Raw genomic sequence first — 17569 nt, forward strand, 5'->3', positions numbered from 1 at the left:
TTACATATTTTTAAATAGGTTCTTTTTCTAAAGGTTTCTCTTTAACTCCGTGTTTTTTTACTTCGATTACTACCGATTTGCTGGTAGGAGTATTGCTTTTTTTAGCAACCGATTTAATGGGCACTAAAACATTGGTTTCAGGGAAATAGGTAGCGACACATTGCTCTGGAATTGCATATTCGATCACTAAGAATTTCTTTGCAACACGTTCTTTCCCGTCGCTGAAATTGTATAGATCTACCACATCCAATTGGTTTAAATTACGCTCCTGCATATCTTTTATGTTCATTAAAATAACGCGTCGTTCGTTTCTAATGCCTCGGTAACGATCATTTAATCCGTAGATGGTCGTGTTGTATTGATCATGACTCCTAATGGTCATCATGAGTAATTCATTTTCTTTTAATTGAATCGATGTTGTTTCTGAAACTGTAAAATTTGCTTTGGATGTTTCTGTAGGGAACGTACCCTCACGTGCTGAGTTAGGCAAGTAAAATCCACCGAAATCCCGTACTCTTTTATTGTAATCTTTAAATCCCGGAATGTTCTGTTCTATAACATCACGAATGGTATCATAATTTTTATAGAAGGAATGCCATGGAAGTTTTGAATTTTCATCCAAGACAGCCATGGCTAAACGGCACACTAATTCGGGTTCGCTAATGAGGTCATCGCTAATTGGATCTAAAACACCTTGACTTTTCTGAATAACCCCCATCGAATTTTCACAAGTAACAAACTGCGCTTCTCCAGCTTGAATGTCTTTATCACTTCTACCCAATACAGGTAAAATAAGTGCTTCTTTTCCAGTAATTAAATGACTTCTATTTAGTTTGGTACTTACATGGACGGTTAAATCACATTTCTGCAATGCTTCTGCTGTAAAATGGGTATCGGGTGTTGCGCTTAAAAAATTTCCGCCAAGACCAAAAAACACTTTTGCATCTCCCTTGTGCATGGCTTCAATAGCATCAACAACATCGTAACCGTACTCTTTTGGCGGTGTAAAATTGAAATTTTTCTCTAGATTTTCAAGGAGCCAATCCCACGGTTTTTCATAGATCCCCATGGTTCTATCTCCTTGAACATTGCTATGCCCACGTACAGGACAGGTTCCAGCGCCAGGTTTACCAATACTTCCTTTTAACAATAATAAATTTACAATTTCTTTAATGGTATCAACCGAATTTTTATGCTGTGTAAGTCCCATCGCCCAGCAGGTAATTATTTTTTTTGAGTGCTTTATTCGATCGACCAATTCGTAAATTTGTGCTAATTCAATTCCGCATTCTTTCGCTAAATCTTCAAGGTTTTGATTTGAAAGGTGTTTTGCATATTCTTTATATCCATGACATTCTTTTTCAATAAAGTCATGGTCTAATACAGCTCCAGGATTTTTTTTGTCTTCAGCAATTAGAAGCTTGTTAATTGCCTGTAACAACGGCATGTCCCCATTAATCTTTACTGGTAGATGCATGTTCGATATGGTTGCACCAATACCCAACATTCCTGAAACGGTCTGTGGATCTGCAAATTCTGAAAGTCCTGTTTCTGGCAACGGATTCACCGAAACAATATATGTTCCATTCTTTTGCGCTTTTTTTAAAGCACTTAGCATTCTGGGATGATTGGTTCCAGGATTCTGCCCTAATATAAATATTACCTCAGTATTGTAGAAATCTTCTAATTTCACCGAGCCCTTTCCAATACCTAAAGACTCACCAAGCGCAACACCACTACTCTCATGACACATATTACTACAGTCGGGCATGTTATTGGTTCCGTAAGCACGAGCAAAAAGCTGATACAGGAAAGCAGCTTCATTACTGGTTCTTCCACTAGTATAGAATATAGCCTCATCGGGTGTTGTAAGTGCTTTTAAGTGTGTTGCAACTTTTAAAAAAGCATCGTCCCATGAAAGGGGTTGGTAGTGCATTGCTCCTTTTGGAAGATACATGGGCTGAGCGATTCTACCTTTTTTCCCTATATCGTAATCATCCCATGAACTCATTTCTTCTAAAGAATGAGACGCAAAAAAATCGGGACGTAATGTCTTAGTGGTAGCTTCTTCCGCTACTGCTTTGGCCCCGTTCTCACAGTATTCGCCTAAGCTACTTCGATGGTCGTCGGGATCGGGCCAAGCACAACCGGGACAATCGTACCCGTCTACTTGATTTAACTTTTGCAATGCGATAAATCCCCGCGACACATTCATTTCTTCCAGAATATGACTTACCGATACCGCAACTGCCTTTCCTCCTGCAGCAGTTTTATCTACAGGACTTATTTTAATATCCCTAAATGTTTCAGGGTTTTCGGGATCTGCTTTATAGGGTGGTTTTTTCGACAAAGGAATTATTTTCTTATTTATTTAAAAATACGATTTTTATTTCGATAGTATTAAATACTATCATCAACAAGCAGAATTTGGATTGTCATACATATCAGATTGATCCTCTTCGGTCTCATCTAGGCATTGCAAATCTTTTTCAATTAGTAGAGAAAGTTTTTCATTGGATCCATTGTTCTGTTCTCCTTTTACGGTGATCTCATTGGTTTCAGTAAGCACGTGGGCTATTTCTGGCGAAAGTGTTAGCGTTATTTTCCCGTTACCGAAGGCTGCCGAAATTTTCGTGGCATCTTTCAGAATTCGCAATTCATATTGAAACAATTTTTTTTTAGAAATTACAGTTCTACAAGCAACAACATGTTTGTTTCTTAAATCGTCTACATCGGTCTTGGTTAATCGAAGTCGAATGCTATTGTCTTTAATTCTTATTTTCATTTTTACAATTTTATACGTTGCTCCCCACAATAAATGTTAGAAGAGGTATTTTTTAAAAATCCGATCAAGGTCATGTCGAAAGAAGCCGCAGTTTCTACCGCCAGACTGCTTGGAGCTCCTATGGCGCAAACCACTTTTATGCCCGCCATCGCAGCTTTTTGAATTAACTCGAAGCTCGCTCTCCCACTTAATAGTAAAATCACTTGATCTAAGCGAAATAATGAAGTTTCCTGCTCCAGAAATGCCGCCCCGATCACTTTGTCTAGCGCATTGTGTCTTCCCACATCTTCACGAAACGATACCAAATCGCCATTAAAAGTAAATAAGGCTGCAGCGTGAATTCCTCCGGTGGAAGCAAATGTTTTCTGAACTTTATACAATTGTTCTGGGAGTCGAGAGATTACAGCTACAGGGATGATAATACGCTTACGTTCTGGCTGAATGTTACACACTTGATGAATAGCTTCGATACTTTCCTTTCCACACACTCCGCAACTGCTGGTCGTGTAAAAATTCCGTTTTACCTTATCTAATTGTGCGTCGAAATTCTCGTGCAGTCGAACTATAATTTTGTTCTCTGCTGGAACACTGCTGGGTGGGGTCGCTAAGTTTTTCTGGGAGGTAATAAGTGCTTCGGTAAATAAAAATCCTACGGCAAGTTCTTCATCATTTCCAGGCGTTCTCATGGTCACCGAAAGTGACTGTATATTTCTCTGGTTCTCTGGTCCTGTCTCAAGCTGAATTTCAAGAGGCTCCTCTATGGCTACAACATCCTGCAAGGTCTGACGCTGTTTTTCTTTAGTACGAATGATTGTTACTTCTTTAATCATTGTTTTGTTGTCTTCAGTTGTTCGAAATCCTTTAGGTGATTAACATTTTTTAAAAAATCCACTTCAGAGACAGAAATATAATGTGTTCTTACACTTGCAATAAAGGTAGCCATAGAATCATTACCGCTTTCAAAAAAGGACGTTAATTTCTGAAACGCTGAGACTTCAAAAAGAGATATGAGAGGTTCTATTTGGTCCTTATTTTTATAACAAACCACATCAAATTCTGGAGCCCTATTTTTCATAATTTCAAGTATATGTTCCATTCGTAATAATGGATAATCGCAAGCAACAAATAACAGCGCTTGGTTTTTGTTATCTTCTATAGCAGACAGAACACCCGTCAAAGGACCATGGTTTTTGTAGTATTCTTTATCCACAATATGCTCGATAGAGTCGGGTACCCACGTTTGTTGTTGCTGTAGATTTACAGAGAGCACAACTTCTTTGCAAAAAGGCTGTATTAAATGACTCACATAGTTCCATTGTGGCATAGAATGATATTCTAGAAGCGCTTTGTCTTTCTGCATTCGACGGCTTTTCCCTCCACATAGCACCACACCAATGGGTGGTTTTATACTGTTAATTTTAAATTCTTTAATGGTACAAACTTTTACATGCTGAAAGGGATAGGTTTTAATAAAATCTTGAAGACAATAATCGCGAACCACAACAATTAGAGTTTTTTTTACTTCGGAAGGGGTGGCGACCATCTTTACCAATAACTCATGAAACCCCTGTCGCTTTTTTAGTTCTAACGGACCAACTTCATCGATCACCACGGTCGTTATTTCTGAATCCGTCCAGCAGTTCCAAAGAGTTGATTCCGCTTTCTGAAAGTTTGCAATGTTAAATCGATACTTGCCCACGGTGAGTCCAGAATTTTCAGCTTCCATAGGCAGGGTTTCACCTAACGGAAGGAATTCGAACACACGCTTTCCATTAACTTTCGGCGTGAGTATTCCCCCTATGCTTTGTTTGGTGCGCAACCATTCTTTAAGCGCCGTAGTTTTGCCGCTTCCTATGGCATCGGATACGATAAGGACTTGAGTATTCATTCTTTTTCAAAATACAAAGAAAGGCTAAACCACACTAGTAAAAAACGCTTAGCTCGTCGCAACGGATTTTTAATCGTACCCGTTAACTGATTCGCCAAGCTAGTGTTTTCACGAATTAAAGGCAGCTCTACCAATACTTCGTCCAGCAATTTTTTTTGGTGCTGATTTCGGTTTTCTACCCATCGTCGCAAAAGGTAGCGCACCAGAGGGGTAATCACCCATAAAAAAAGAGCAATAATCAAGAGCGACCGTAACACCACATATCCTATTTTCTCTTCTTTACCTGTAAATAGAAATAATGTAAGAATGAATAAAAGGATGCTTACGAAGAAAAAAAGTCTTTTAAACCGTTTCGATTTTTTGCGTTGTAAGGGATCTACAGCTGTTTTCGTCCAAGTACTTGTAGCCAATTCGGCTGCAGTTTCCTCGATTCTTTTAGGAAGTAGAAAGGCAAAATTTCCCGCAAGTATTCCCACGATGCCATAGAGAATTCCGTAAGCAGTAATTAACATAATGGGAATGTTGTCAAATCCGTCGAGCTGCAACTTCTGTGTTAATTCCTGAAAAAAAGTATCGAGCGCTTCCCAAAGTTCTACTCCAAAAATTAGGGTAAGAGTAAGTATTTTCTGAAACGCAGACTCCAGTAAGGCAATGCATCCAAAGGAAATAGCAGACCACCTATTAACTCCAAAAATGCTGTATAATGTGGCTCCTAAAACACCTTGAAACGCCACTGCCACATAGGCCATAACTGGAGAATGAGGACTAATCATTGCTTTTAGCATGAGTACAAGCAACAATGCCTGTATGATTGTTTTCCAGCGATTTTTGCTATGAAATGCAAGAAATGTGATAAGAATGACCGAAATACTTCCAAGGAAAATCCCACTAAATGGAATTCGAATGGCATGCATAATTCCTCCTAAGCCGCTTTCACTAAATGCCCAGAGTGCTGTTGTCTTGGGGATTAACCGATGTACGGTAGCTGTATATCTCATTGTTTCGCTTCCGAAGAAGTTGAACAAAATATCGTTTTCTTCATTTTAAATGTTTCGTTTCAATGTATGAAAAATTGATATGATCCTCGGCTGTTTCAGAAAAAAATAAAATGAATTTTATCACCTTGATCTGAAGGAATTGTTGCCCGACTTAATTTAAGACACAATTAAATTACAAGCTAATACGCCCCCTATTCTGTACTTCATACAGTATCTTTAATGAATAAATTACAAAAACATCGAGATGAAAAAAAAATTTTTTAGCGATTTAAAAGCAGTGTTTGTTAATTGTACTTTAAAAAAATCGCCACAGACCAGCCATACAGATACGTTATTTCAAATTTCAAAAACCATACTAGAAAAAGAACATGTCACGGTTAAAGAAATTCGATTAATCGACCATAATGTAGCTACTGGTGTGTATCCAGATATGACAGAACACGGATGGAAAGAAGATGAGTGGCCCACACTTTTCGAACAAATTTTTGATGCAGATATTTTAATTTTAGGAACTCCTATCTGGTTGGGTGAAAAATCTTCTATTGCACAAAAGCTAATTGAACGCTTGTATGCAATGAGTGGGAAAACAAATGAAAAAGGACAATATCTTTTCTACGGAAAAGTAGGGGGCACCATTATAACAGGGAATGAAGATGGAATTAAACATTGTGCTATGGGAATTCTATATTCTTTGCAACATATTGGATATTCTATTCCTCCACAAGCTGATGCAGGATGGATAGGTAAAGTTGGACCAGGGCCTAGTTATGGAGATACCGAATGGAAAGGAAAAGAAATTACACCTCCATTAGGAACAGATTCCGATTTTACAAATAGGAATACAACATTTATGACGTATAACCTGCTTCATTTAGCGGCTATGTTAAAAAGTCAAGGAGGATATCCTAATTATGGAAATTCGCGTGAAAAATGGGATGATGGTTCTCGATGGAATTTTGAAAACCCTGAATACCGTTAATTGAAGAAATTGCTTTAAAGAAAAAGTGATTACTGCCCTAAACCATAGATCAAAAATTAAGTAGAAGCCTGTATAATTAGTATTAAAATACTAATTTCACTTTATGAATGGAAGTATTTTATTTGAAGCCATTATTTTTCTGGCAGGTGCGGTCTTATGCGTTCCTCTAGCTAAAAGACTGGGGTTAAGTTCTGTAATTGGATATTTAGTTGCGGGTATGCTTATAGGTCCTTATATCTTGGGGTTTATAGGACAAGAAGGGCAAGACATTCTTGAGTTTGCTGAATTTGGTGTTGTGATGATGCTCTTTATAATTGGTTTAGAAATAAAACCAAAGAGCTTTTGGCAAATGAGACGACTTGTTTTAGGTATGGGAAGCATTCAGGTTTTTGGCACAATGGCACTCACCTTTTTTGTTTTAAATGCCTTCGGAATAGACTGGAGCTTGTCATTGACTGTTGCGATGGCGGTGGCATTATCTTCTACAGCAATCACGCTTCAAACGAATAAAGAGAAAGGGTTAATGGAAACCACCTATGGTACCTCCTCTTTCTCTATATTATTATTTCAAGACATTATTGTGATTGTAATGCTGGGTGTATTACCATTACTTTCTAATGTTTCAGATAATGCATCGAATTCAACAAAATCACATAGTGGTCATACCAATTTATTAGAAGGCTTACCATTGGGACTACAGGCATTAGCCATTGTATTTTCAATAGCACTAATTATTTTAATTGGAAGGTATTTAATTGTCCCAATGCTGAGAATAGTAGCAAAAGCGCGTGTTAGAGAATTATTAGTAGCCTCTGCTTTGCTTATCGTAGTAGGAATTTCATTTTTAATGGAATTGGTTGGTCTTAGTCCTGCTCTCGGTGCTTTCTTAGGTGGCGTTGTACTGGCTACTAGTGAATTTAAACATGAATTAGAAAGTACGCTCGACCCTTTTAAAGGACTATTGTTGGGCTTATTCTTTATGGCCGTTGGAGCCTCTATAAATTTCGTTGTTATTGGCGATAATCCGCTGTTAATCAGTGGTCTTGTACTATCAGTTATACTCATAAAAGCCCTTGTTCTATTTATAGTTGGTCTTGTTTTTAAACTGAAAATTGACCAGCGTTTAATGTTAATGGTTGGGTTAGCTCAGATAGGAGAGTTTGCATTCGTATTATTATCCTTTGCTTTTCAATTAAACATTTTTGAAAGAGAACAACTCGATATAATGCTTGTAGTTACAGCGCTTACTATGACACTCACTCCAATACTATGGATTTTAAACGAGCGCCTTTGTCTTCCTAAAGTAGGGACAAAACAATCTGAGAAAAGGCCTATGGATGAAATTCAGAAAAACCATAAGGTGATTTTAGTAGGGTTTGGGCATTTTGGAAGTACCGTTGGAAGGTTTCTCCGTGCCCACGGTGTGCCTACGACAATTCTCGATGTTGACTCTAATAGGGTAGATTTCTTGAGAAAAATGGGATTTGAAGTTTTTTATGGAGATGCATCAAGAATGGATCTTCTAGAATCTGCTGGCATTGCAGATGCCGATTATTTAATTTGCGCCATAGACAATCCAGATGCAGCATACGGAATTGTAAAAAAAGTAAAAGAAAAATATCCCAACGTAAAACTATTGGTTCGTGCTAAAAATCGGTACGATGCATACGATTTACACAATATCGGAATTGAGCATATTTACCGGGAATCCCTTGATACTTCAGTGAAAATGGCGAGTGACGTCCTTCATTTTATGGGATTTGACAGAGAAGCAACAGATGAGCAGTCTCAAAAATTTATAAAACTCGACGTGGCTAGTTTGCAGCGGTTAGCAACTACTCCAAAAAATGGGAAAGAATATATTTTTAAAGCTAAAGAAGAAATAGCACAACAAGAAAAACTTTTAATAGAGGATTTAAAAGTGGGACGTAGTTCTGTTGGAGACAAAAAAACTACTATTTAAATTAAGAATAAAAATAGCTAAATGGATAATCTTATTACTTTCTCGATTACTGTCTTTACTGGTTTTTTTGCAATTACAAATCCTATTTCGAATATGACCGTTTTTTTGTCTCTTACACAAGGAGCAGACAAGAAAAAAAAACAGAGCATTAATAAAAGGGCGAATATAGTTGCCTTTATAATTGTTTCACTATTTGTCGTATTAGGAAATTTTATTTTTGACCTTTTTCATATTACCATACCCGCCTTCAAAATTTTTGGAGGAATTCTAGTATTTTTTATAGGCTTAGATATGCTACAATCTAAAAAATCTAATGTTAAACATTTAAAGGAAGTAGACATAGATGAAAATATTGCTATCTCTCCCCTAGCTATACCCATTATTGCAGGACCGGGAACTATTGTAACAGCTATGAATTCTGTTGCAAATGCTTCCAATTTAAAAATAGGTTTGGTAATTCTTATTTTTGGTATTATGTGCCTTCTTATGTATACAACCTTTCGTGCTAGTGACTTAATTGTAAGGTTTTTAGGAAATAATGTTATTTCTGTAATTGGAAAAATTATGGGATTAATTATTGGTATAATAGGAACAAGTATGATCATAGAAGGAATCAAGATCTCTTTTAATGTAGCATAATTTCTGAAGTATAATGAACAGCGAACTTCCAAGGGTAGGTTTCGATAAAAAGAAACCATTAGACATTGAAGTAATGAAGCTCTCAGAGATGTATGAGCGTATTACTGCTAAACTCGACCATGACCCATTTTCATCGCACCGCATAGATTTTTATTTAATTTTACTGGTTACTAAAGGCACATATTCTCACTTTGTAGATTTTAAAACATTCACATTAAAGGAAGGAAGTGTTTTATTTATTGCAAAAAACCAAGTTCATCATTTTACGGAAAGTCTAAAGAACACAGAAGGATATTTTATAGTGATTAGCACTAAATTTTTTGAGCAACACTATATTTATTCTAAAAACCTTAAACTTTATAGGTTATACAATTACCATATTGAATCCCCTGTTATTCATCAAGTCGATATGGGTTTAGATGACTTTAAAGGGATTGTTTCAAAAATGTATTTTGAATACCATTTTCCCGACACCTTCGCTAAAAATGAAATTATTAGACACCAACTGCATCTTATTCTTTTGAAAGCAGAACGTATTAAGCATCGACTTCCTTCAGAAATCTTAAAACCCCGATGGATTGAAAAATTTACCGATTTTAAAAATTTGCTAGAAAAAAATTATGTTAAGACAAGAAGTTCAAGATCATATGCTTCAGAAATAAACATCTCTTACAAACTACTTAATGATATAACCAAATCGCTTCGAGGAAAAACAACCAAATCTTTTATTGATGAATTTGTGACGACTGAAATAAAACGATATCTAGCAGCTACCTCTTATACAGTTAAAGAAATTTGCTACCTAACCGGATTTGATGAACCTGCTAATATGTCTAAATTCTTCAAAAAAAACACTTCCCTAACTCCTCTTCAATACAGAAATTCTATAAATTAGTTAGAAGGTTACACTTTTACACTTAACAGGAATATTTTCACCTTTCTCAATATAAGCTTACAAGGTATTTTTGGATTCTTATTTTAAGTAATGCATAACAGCATTATTAATACAATGAAATAATATTTTAGTCCTAAAAATAAAAAGCGTGATGATTGAAAAAGAAAAAGTTGAGACCGTTCTCATTAAACTTTTTAACGATTCAAAATACGACCGTCTTAAAATGATAAAAGGCGCCACAAAAAGTGTAGTGAGACCGATGCGCCCATCCGATTTTAAAGATGCCTACCTAAGCATTTCCAGAGAACAAGGTGAGGATCTGGCAGCTTTAATAAAAGAAAAAAACATTAAAAATATCGTTGAATTCGGAACCTCATTTGGGATATCTACCCTTTTTTTAGCACAGGGAATACTGGAAACAGAAGGTCACATAATAACCACAGAATTAATTGAGTCTAAAGCACAACGAGCCATCGAAAATTTTAAAAGGGCCGGAGTGTCTAACTTAATTGAGGTTCGTGTGGGTAATGCGATGGAGACCTTAAAACATTATACCGACCCCATAGACTTATTGCTATTGGATGGTTGGAAGGATTTGTATCTACCATTGTTTCTACTTCTGGAAAAATGTTTTCATAAAAAAACGATAATCTATGTTGACAATGCAGATATGAAAGAGAGCCGCTTATTTTTAAACAAGATCGCTGAAAATGAAATGTATAAATTACAGCCTAAGTTTGGTAACAAAGTAGTCTTCATAACCCTAAACAAGTAAAAATTATGAGTACAATAGCAAATTGTCCAACCTGTGGAAGTACATCAAAAATCAAAGAGAAAGATGGAAAAATAATTTATGAAGCGGTACAAAACGAAGAGGCATTCAAAAAAATTGGACAGCTCAAAATCGCTATGGAAAAATTTAAAACAAAAGCGGAGACCCTAGAGAAAGAACTAAAAAAAATAAAATTGAAAAAGTAATATGAAAATAGCAGTCACGTCCGCTAGCGGGAAATTAGGCACAGCAATAATAGAACAATTAATTAATAAAATTGGGAAAGAGAACATAGTAGGTATAGCCCGTACCCCAAATAAAGCAGCTCACTTAGCAATAGAAGTTAGGCAAGGCGATTACAATAACCGAGAAGATTTTAACACTGCATTAAAAAATATTGATGTTGTATTATTGATTTCGGGAATGGATGCGCCCCAAAAAAGAATACAACAACACCGAAATATTATTGAAGCGGCAAAAGCTAATAATGTAGAAAAAATAGTTTACACGAGTATTATTGGTGCAGAAAAGGGTACGGCTTTTAGCCCGATAGTTCAAAGCAATCGCCAAACAGAACAGGATATTCAAAATTCTGGACTGCAATGGGCCATTGGAAGAAATGGAATCTATATTGAACCCGATCTTGATTATATTGAAACGTATAAAAAAGAAGGCGCAATTAGTAATTGTGCTGGGGACGGAAAATGTGCCTATACAAGCCGAATAGAATTAGCGTTTGCATACGCAAAAATGCTGTTGGAAGATAATCACCACGGAAAAATCTATAATTTAGCCGGTGAAGCAATTTCACAGGAACAATTAGCAAGATTGATAAATCAGGTCTATCACACCAATTTAATCTATAAACCTATGTCTATATCTGCTTATGAACAGGAAAGAAAAGCAGCGCTAGGAGCCTTCTTAGGCACTGTCATTGCAGGTATTTATGAAGGCATCCAGATGGGAGCAAACGATATTCCTTCAGATTTTGAAACTGCAGCCGACAGAGCTCATAAATCAATTTTTCAAATTATTTCAGAATATAAATCAGAAAAAAACAATTAATCTGCCTATATAAAAATTCTCTCTACCAGTGAAGCAAAATACTTTCAGAAAGAGAACATTAGCCTCTAATTTTAAACTAATTAGTCGTAGAAGAAAGAGGAAAAGAAAATGACCTCATCCCCCTATCGTGACAAAGCTGAAAAATAGAGAAAAAGAATGCAATTTTAAGAACGATCTAGTGATAAAAAGTAAAAAGCCATATTCCACTGTACTATTAATATGGATGTTTGCTACCCTCACCCTATCTTGTACTACACTTCAATACAGAAGAACTGACAAAGAAATTGTAAAGAGCTTTGCGGAAAAAGATATAATTACCGAACTAAGTTATTACCGTATTGATAGCCTAGACCTTGATATCCGTATTCAAAATGTAGAGGCATCCAATTCGAATAAAAAAGTTAATGTCATTTTTTTTCACGGATCTCCCAGTTCACTTACCGCATGGCAAGCCTACATGGGAGATGAATACCTTGCCGAGGCTGCTAATTTATATGCTATAGACAGACCTGGATACGGGTATTCAAATTTCGGAAAAGAAATGCCTTCCATAGACAACCAAGCTGTACTAATGAGTGCGATTATAGACGATCTACAATTAACCAATGTAATTGCAGTGGGAACCTCTTATGGTGGACCATTGGCCGCACGACTCGCGACACACAATAAAAATGTAAAGGGGGTGATGCTATTATCTGCTGCAATGGATCCTTCACAGGAAAAAGATATTTGGGCATCCCGTTTTACCAGATGGTGGCTAACTCGTTGGATGGTTCCTACAGGATACAGGGTCGCCGGGGACGAGAAAAAGGTACACGCTTCAGAATTAAAAAAAATAGAACAAGACTGGCACAATCTTAAAATTCCCATCGTCCATCTTCATGGATCTGAAGACAATGTCGTTCCTGTGGGAAATTTAAAATATACAGATAGTATTTTTCCTAACAGCACGGTAAAGATTATTCCCAATGTAGGTCATAACTTAGCCTGGGAGCGAATAGACATTGTAAAGCCTGCCTTACTAAAATTTATAGAGGCCGTATTTTAATGAAACACAACATCTCTCTAAGTATTTACAGTTCTCAAAGCACGTACACCCATCCTTCTTCCTATTATGACTTCCCTTACTGATCTTTAATTTTTGTTGCGTTATTCGTTAATTCATCATCTAGATCTCCAACCTACCTTTAGTATTAAGAGCAACTCACAGACAGTTAAAAACTATTAATCTTAACAGAAACTATAGTGTCTTAACCACCTATAAACAAATCTATTATACGCCTATTTTAGAAGAAACAAATAGAATAGTACGGTATAACCTTACTATAAACATTTTTTTAACATCGAGAGACACTTACGACTTCTTTTACATTTGAGATGTTGAATTCAGCAATTACTCTATTAGCTATAGGGTATTCAAATTTAAGTTTAATTTAAAATCTTTTTAAATGCAAAAAAAGAAAATCAATTTAGAAAAGGAGAGCTTGATGAATCTCCAAGAGGATCAAATGAAATCGCTTTTAGGTGCAGACGACATGTCTGACGATTCGGGAGCAGTTTGCGACAATACAGTGGATGTGCCAATCGCGGCAATTGAAGAAAGCTGTTGCAGAAGATCCTGTTAACATCATACATAGTAAAGTACTATGTATTTAACATTAATTAAAATTTTATATTTTGAATAAAAAGAAGTTAAAATTAGAGAAAGACACTTTGATGAATCTTCAAGAAGATCAGATGAGTGCATTAATCGGTGCAGACGAAATGTCTAATGATTCCGGAGCTGTTTGCGAAAACACAGTAGAAATGGCGATAGAGATTGACGAATCTTGCTGCCGTAGATCTTGTAATGGAAACTAAAATAAGCCTTATGAAAAAAAAGAAAATTATTTTAGAGAAAGAGTCATTAATGAGTCTTCAGGAAAACCAGATGAAATCCTTAATCGGAGCCGATGATATGTCGGACGACTCTGGAGCTGCCTGTGGCAATACTATTGAAACAAATATTATTGAAGATAGTTGTTGCCGAAGATCATGTAACTCTTAAAAAGAACGCTTTAAAATGTTTATTTATTTTAAAGAAGCAAGGTGTCTACAAGAACAAGTTGTAGTTCGAGCCTATTAATCTAATTGATTTAAAGTTATGGTCTATCAGGTTGCGCATTATTACCTTGCAAGAATAGAATTCTATTTATAAAACATTCCGATTGAGTTTTAAACTGATCGGAATGTTTATCCAAAAAAATTATTTTGAAAATTAACAGAAACATATTTATTCTCAGCGTACTACTTCTATTAACGCTACATACAGTGGTAGGGCAGGAAAAAACCTTTTCTATTGAAGGTACTGTGACTGATCAAACTACTAAGAAGGTAATTCAACAAGGATTTGTAGAATTATTTAAAGCTTCAGATTCGAGTCTGGTTTCTTTTCAAAACACGAATGAAAATGGTCGCTATACGATTCGTTCTGTATCAAAAGGCTCCTATTTTATGCGAGTTTCACACCCAGAATATGCAGTATTAAACAAAGAAACATTTCTTATTAATAACCATTTTACAAATTTAGATTTTAGCTTATCGGTAAAATCATATGAACTTGATGCTGTAATTCTAGACACTCGAAATCCTGTTGCTGAAATGGAAGGTGACAAATTAAAAGTTTATGTAAACCGTATTCCTGGTATTGAAGGAAACGATTCTTTTGAGCTATTGGGGAAACTTCCTGGGGTATGGACAGAAGGGGATGATGCTATAAAACTGAACGGTAGCGCAAATGTAACCATATTAATTAATGGTCAACGCCAAGGTTTTCGTAATTCGCAAGATATAGATTTACTAAAATCAATTTCAGCTGAAAACATAGAGCGTGTTGAAATTATCTCTGGAGGTTCTGCTAAATATGATGCTACTGGTGGTTCTATTATAAATGTTATTACTAAAAGCAAAAAATATGATGGTATCTACATAGGGCTGTCTAACGATTTAATTATCAATGAAGAGGTAAGTAATTCACACGATCTTTTTTTTAATGCCACTAAAGGAAATTTCACAGCTTCCTTATCTGCCGGTTATGGAAATATTTACAACTATTATAATGAAACGGGAACTGCATTTTACAGAAAAGAAAGTAATAATGAAACCAAACAAGATTATACGCTAGATTACAATGGAAAGAAAAAAACTTTAAATTTTTATGGAAATTTAAATTACAAAATAGACAGAGAAAATATGGTGGCACTAATTTTTAGTAGCAACAGCAATAAGAACAATTTACATGTTCAACAGAACAGTGTTTATTCGGGAGCTTCTAATTTTCAGCTGGATTTTAATAATGACAAAAACATTAAAGACAACTTAACAAATGCCAGTTTCATATATGAGCATTCTGTAGATACTACTGGCATTCAGTTTAAAGCTAAAATAGGATATCTGGATGGTTTCATAAAAGAACAACAGGATTTTAATAATGAATATACATTTGCTTCCCCTCCTGCCGATTCTTTAGCCTCAGGTACCGCAAATATTCCTTTAAATGGATCCCAATACATTGGAAAAATCGATTTTGAATTACCGTTAGATCCCATCAAATTAGAAATGGGAACAAAATATACGGATAGCGAAATTGATAATTTTGTAACATATTTTAATGAATTACCCGAAGGTACCGTATTAGACACATCCCGATCAGATAGTTTAACATACAAGGAAAATGTATTCGCAGCATATGCTTTAGTTCGTTTTAAGTTTAATTCCTTTTCTGCACAAGCTGGGGCCAGACTAGAACATACCGATAACAGCTCTTCTTATATTTCAACTCAAACCGTTGCTGAAAACTCGTATACAAACATCTTACCTAATGTTGCCTTAAGTTATAAAGGAAAGAATATTTCTTCAACTTTAAAATTTACCTCTGGTATCACCCGGCCAGATTACATATACCTTAACCCCTATCGATACTACATTAATGAATTCGAGTTTCGAGAAGGAAACCCAAACCTGAAGCCCTTAAAAAGAAACACGGTGAGTCTCGAGACAAATATTTCAGACTTTTTAAGCATTTCTATGGGATATCATAGGTATAACGATCAAATATTTGTTGTAAAAAGACAATTAGACAACGGGTTACAAACGTTGTCACGTCCTGAGAATGCAGCATCTTTAAACGATTTTTTTGCAAATGTTTCAGTTTATTTTAGTCTGTTAAATAATAGATGGAATGGTCAGTTAAGTCTCTATGGGGAAACTTATAATTACGACATTGACCCTGCCTTTATTACAGACGAAGAAGATCTGGATAACTTTACATATTTCACTTTCCGTTTTGATAATTCCTATAAATTATTTGAAAACCTGAAAGTTTACAACCGTTTTTCATATCGGTCTAATTCAAACTTTTATCAAATTTACCAGCAAAACAGATGGCGATTAGACTTAGGTGTAACGCTATCTATGCTAGATAACAAAATGAAAATCACAGCTGGTATTGATGATATTTTTGATAGTTATGATTATAACAACAGAACATTTTATGATGAATTCGAAAAGAGCTACAGTAGAGATCTACCTTTGCAACGTTTTCGATTATCATTAAGCTATGACCTTAATTTAGGATGGAAAAAGGCAACCAATAATTTAAATGATGATGACACAGATGAAACCGGACGATTTAAAAACTAACTTATCTAATAGTAAAAGACCTCATAGAATTCCCATTTACATCCTGGAAGAACATAATGAAGCATTTCCAGTTTGGATAAAAACAATTAACAACTTTGATTTATCAAAACGTGGTCATACCCTCTTACATTTTGATGATCATAGTGACATGACAACTCTCCGCGTAAATACACCAATGCGATCGGTTTTCGATTGGTCTTATAACCAATTAGAAACCTTTGCGAGAGATGAGTTAACCATAGCTTCATTTATAAAAGCTGCCTCTTTCGTGGGTATTTTCAAAAATGTGGTTTGGTGCAAAGTTGATGCTGGTAGAGAGGTCTCTTCAAAATATTTTATTACCTCTTACAATAATGATTATAAAAACTTACTATCTGGCACCGAAACCAAAAACAACCCACTGCTGGAGTTTGACCATGAAGTAGTTTCTTATACAAAATTAGGTGTAAAGCATCTAGAAAATAAGAAGTATGGAGATGTACTTTTGGATATTGACTTAGATTATTTTAGTTGTAATATTCAGCCTGAAAACAATAAAGAAATTATAATAGAAGTGACTCAAGAAGAGTATAATAATTTTAAAAGCGATCCTTACCACCCAATACGTTTTATTTCTAACACAGTAATGACAAGATCTGTAGAAGATTCTTATTTCTTAATTATAAACTACTATAAAGATGTTTTTCCAAGTCCCAGAAGAGTCTCGGAAACCCTTATAAAAGATCGTATAGATACTTTTATTAACACCTTAAAATCTTTAAACATTAATCCTCTTCTTATTACAGTGTGTCGTTCTGTAAAAAGTGGATATACTCCAAAAGATCAATGGAAATTTATAGAGAAAGAGGTGTTATTAGGACTCAATAAATTATACAATCTAAAGGACCCTGTTTCAATGGCTTAAT

Annotated in this window: 17 protein-coding genes; 12 read left to right on the forward strand and 5 right to left on the reverse strand. The window is 35.4% G+C overall.

Annotated features, from left to right (window positions below; all coding sequences use genetic code 11):
* Window positions 1-10: 10 nt before the first annotated feature.
* The 5 genes from ULVI_RS03805 to ULVI_RS03825 all read right to left on the reverse strand — a co-directional run bounded on the left by ULVI_RS03805 (window position 11) and on the right by ULVI_RS03825 (window position 5671).
* Window positions 11-2350: an FdhF/YdeP family oxidoreductase gene (locus ULVI_RS03805; RefSeq protein ID WP_068589917.1), complete on the reverse strand. Its 2340-nt coding sequence runs from the start codon at window positions 2348-2350 to the stop codon at window positions 11-13.
* A 63-nt stretch (window positions 2351-2413) separates the two neighbouring features.
* A complete protein-coding gene (locus ULVI_RS03810; RefSeq protein WP_068589920.1) occupies window positions 2414-2785 on the reverse strand; it encodes a DUF7009 family protein in 372 nt (123 codons plus the stop codon).
* A 2-nt stretch (window positions 2786-2787) separates the two neighbouring features.
* A complete protein-coding gene (fdhD, locus tag ULVI_RS03815; RefSeq protein ID WP_068589922.1) occupies window positions 2788-3615 on the reverse strand; it encodes a formate dehydrogenase accessory sulfurtransferase FdhD in 828 nt (275 codons plus the stop codon).
* The gene (locus ULVI_RS03820) at window positions 3612-4673 is read right to left on the reverse strand and encodes an NTP transferase domain-containing protein (RefSeq protein ID WP_068589924.1); all 1062 of its coding nucleotides are present in this window, start codon (window positions 4671-4673) and stop codon (window positions 3612-3614) included. The genes fdhD and ULVI_RS03820 overlap by 4 nt, the downstream gene beginning before the upstream one ends.
* Complete coding sequence (locus ULVI_RS03825; protein ID WP_068589925.1) at window positions 4670-5671, reverse strand: hypothetical protein; 1002 nt, start codon at window positions 5669-5671, stop codon at window positions 4670-4672. Before ULVI_RS03825 ends, ULVI_RS03820 begins: the two co-directional genes overlap by 4 nt.
* A gap of 244 nt (window positions 5672-5915) precedes the next feature.
* On the opposite strand from ULVI_RS03825, the gene ULVI_RS03830 reads away from it, so the two are divergent.
* The 12 genes from ULVI_RS03830 to ULVI_RS03880 all read left to right on the forward strand — a co-directional run bounded on the left by ULVI_RS03830 (window position 5916) and on the right by ULVI_RS03880 (window position 17568).
* A complete protein-coding gene (locus ULVI_RS03830; protein WP_068589927.1) occupies window positions 5916-6650 on the forward strand; it encodes a flavodoxin family protein in 735 nt (244 codons plus the stop codon).
* Window positions 6651-6753: 103 nt separating this feature from the next.
* Window positions 6754-8613 (forward strand): monovalent cation:proton antiporter-2 (CPA2) family protein, encoded by a 1860-nt coding sequence (locus ULVI_RS03835; RefSeq protein ID WP_068589929.1) that lies wholly within the window; start codon window positions 6754-6756, stop codon window positions 8611-8613.
* A 21-nt stretch (window positions 8614-8634) separates the two neighbouring features.
* Window positions 8635-9252 (forward strand): MarC family protein, encoded by a 618-nt coding sequence (locus ULVI_RS03840; RefSeq protein WP_068589931.1) that lies wholly within the window; start codon window positions 8635-8637, stop codon window positions 9250-9252.
* Between the two features lie 13 nt (window positions 9253-9265).
* Complete coding sequence (locus ULVI_RS03845; protein WP_068589933.1) at window positions 9266-10147, forward strand: AraC family transcriptional regulator; 882 nt, start codon at window positions 9266-9268, stop codon at window positions 10145-10147.
* A gap of 151 nt (window positions 10148-10298) precedes the next feature.
* The gene (locus tag ULVI_RS03850; protein ID WP_068589935.1) at window positions 10299-10922 is read left to right on the forward strand and encodes an O-methyltransferase; all 624 of its coding nucleotides are present in this window, start codon (window positions 10299-10301) and stop codon (window positions 10920-10922) included.
* A 5-nt stretch (window positions 10923-10927) separates the two neighbouring features.
* Window positions 10928-11125 carry a hypothetical protein gene (locus ULVI_RS03855; protein ID WP_068589937.1) on the forward strand — a complete coding sequence of 66 codons (198 nt, stop codon included), beginning with the start codon at window positions 10928-10930 and terminating at the stop codon, window positions 11123-11125.
* A 1-nt stretch (window position 11126) separates the two neighbouring features.
* Window positions 11127-11984 (forward strand): NAD(P)H-binding protein, encoded by an 858-nt coding sequence (locus ULVI_RS03860; RefSeq protein ID WP_068589940.1) that lies wholly within the window; start codon window positions 11127-11129, stop codon window positions 11982-11984.
* Between the two features lie 223 nt (window positions 11985-12207).
* Window positions 12208-13032, forward strand: a complete 825-nt coding sequence (locus ULVI_RS03865; RefSeq protein ID WP_068589942.1) for an alpha/beta fold hydrolase — start codon at window positions 12208-12210, stop codon at window positions 13030-13032.
* Window positions 13033-13471: 439 nt separating this feature from the next.
* The gene (locus tag ULVI_RS15400; RefSeq protein ID WP_157632562.1) at window positions 13472-13609 is read left to right on the forward strand and encodes a hypothetical protein; all 138 of its coding nucleotides are present in this window, start codon (window positions 13472-13474) and stop codon (window positions 13607-13609) included.
* Window positions 13610-13661: 52 nt separating this feature from the next.
* A complete protein-coding gene (locus ULVI_RS15730) occupies window positions 13662-13844 on the forward strand; it encodes a class I lanthipeptide (protein WP_068589945.1) in 183 nt (60 codons plus the stop codon).
* Between the two features lie 390 nt (window positions 13845-14234).
* Window positions 14235-16664 carry a TonB-dependent receptor gene (locus ULVI_RS03875; RefSeq protein WP_068589946.1) on the forward strand — a complete coding sequence of 810 codons (2430 nt, stop codon included), beginning with the start codon at window positions 14235-14237 and terminating at the stop codon, window positions 16662-16664.
* Window positions 16639-17568, forward strand: a complete 930-nt coding sequence (locus ULVI_RS03880; protein ID WP_068589948.1) for a peptide arginase, FlmR/OhkR family — start codon at window positions 16639-16641, stop codon at window positions 17566-17568. Before ULVI_RS03875 ends, ULVI_RS03880 begins: the two co-directional genes overlap by 26 nt.
* Window position 17569 lies beyond the last annotated feature (1 nt).

The sequence above is a fragment of the Cochleicola gelatinilyticus genome (assembly GCF_001637325.1).
In the GTDB taxonomy this organism is placed as follows: Bacteria; Bacteroidota; Bacteroidia; order Flavobacteriales; family Flavobacteriaceae; genus Cochleicola; species Cochleicola gelatinilyticus.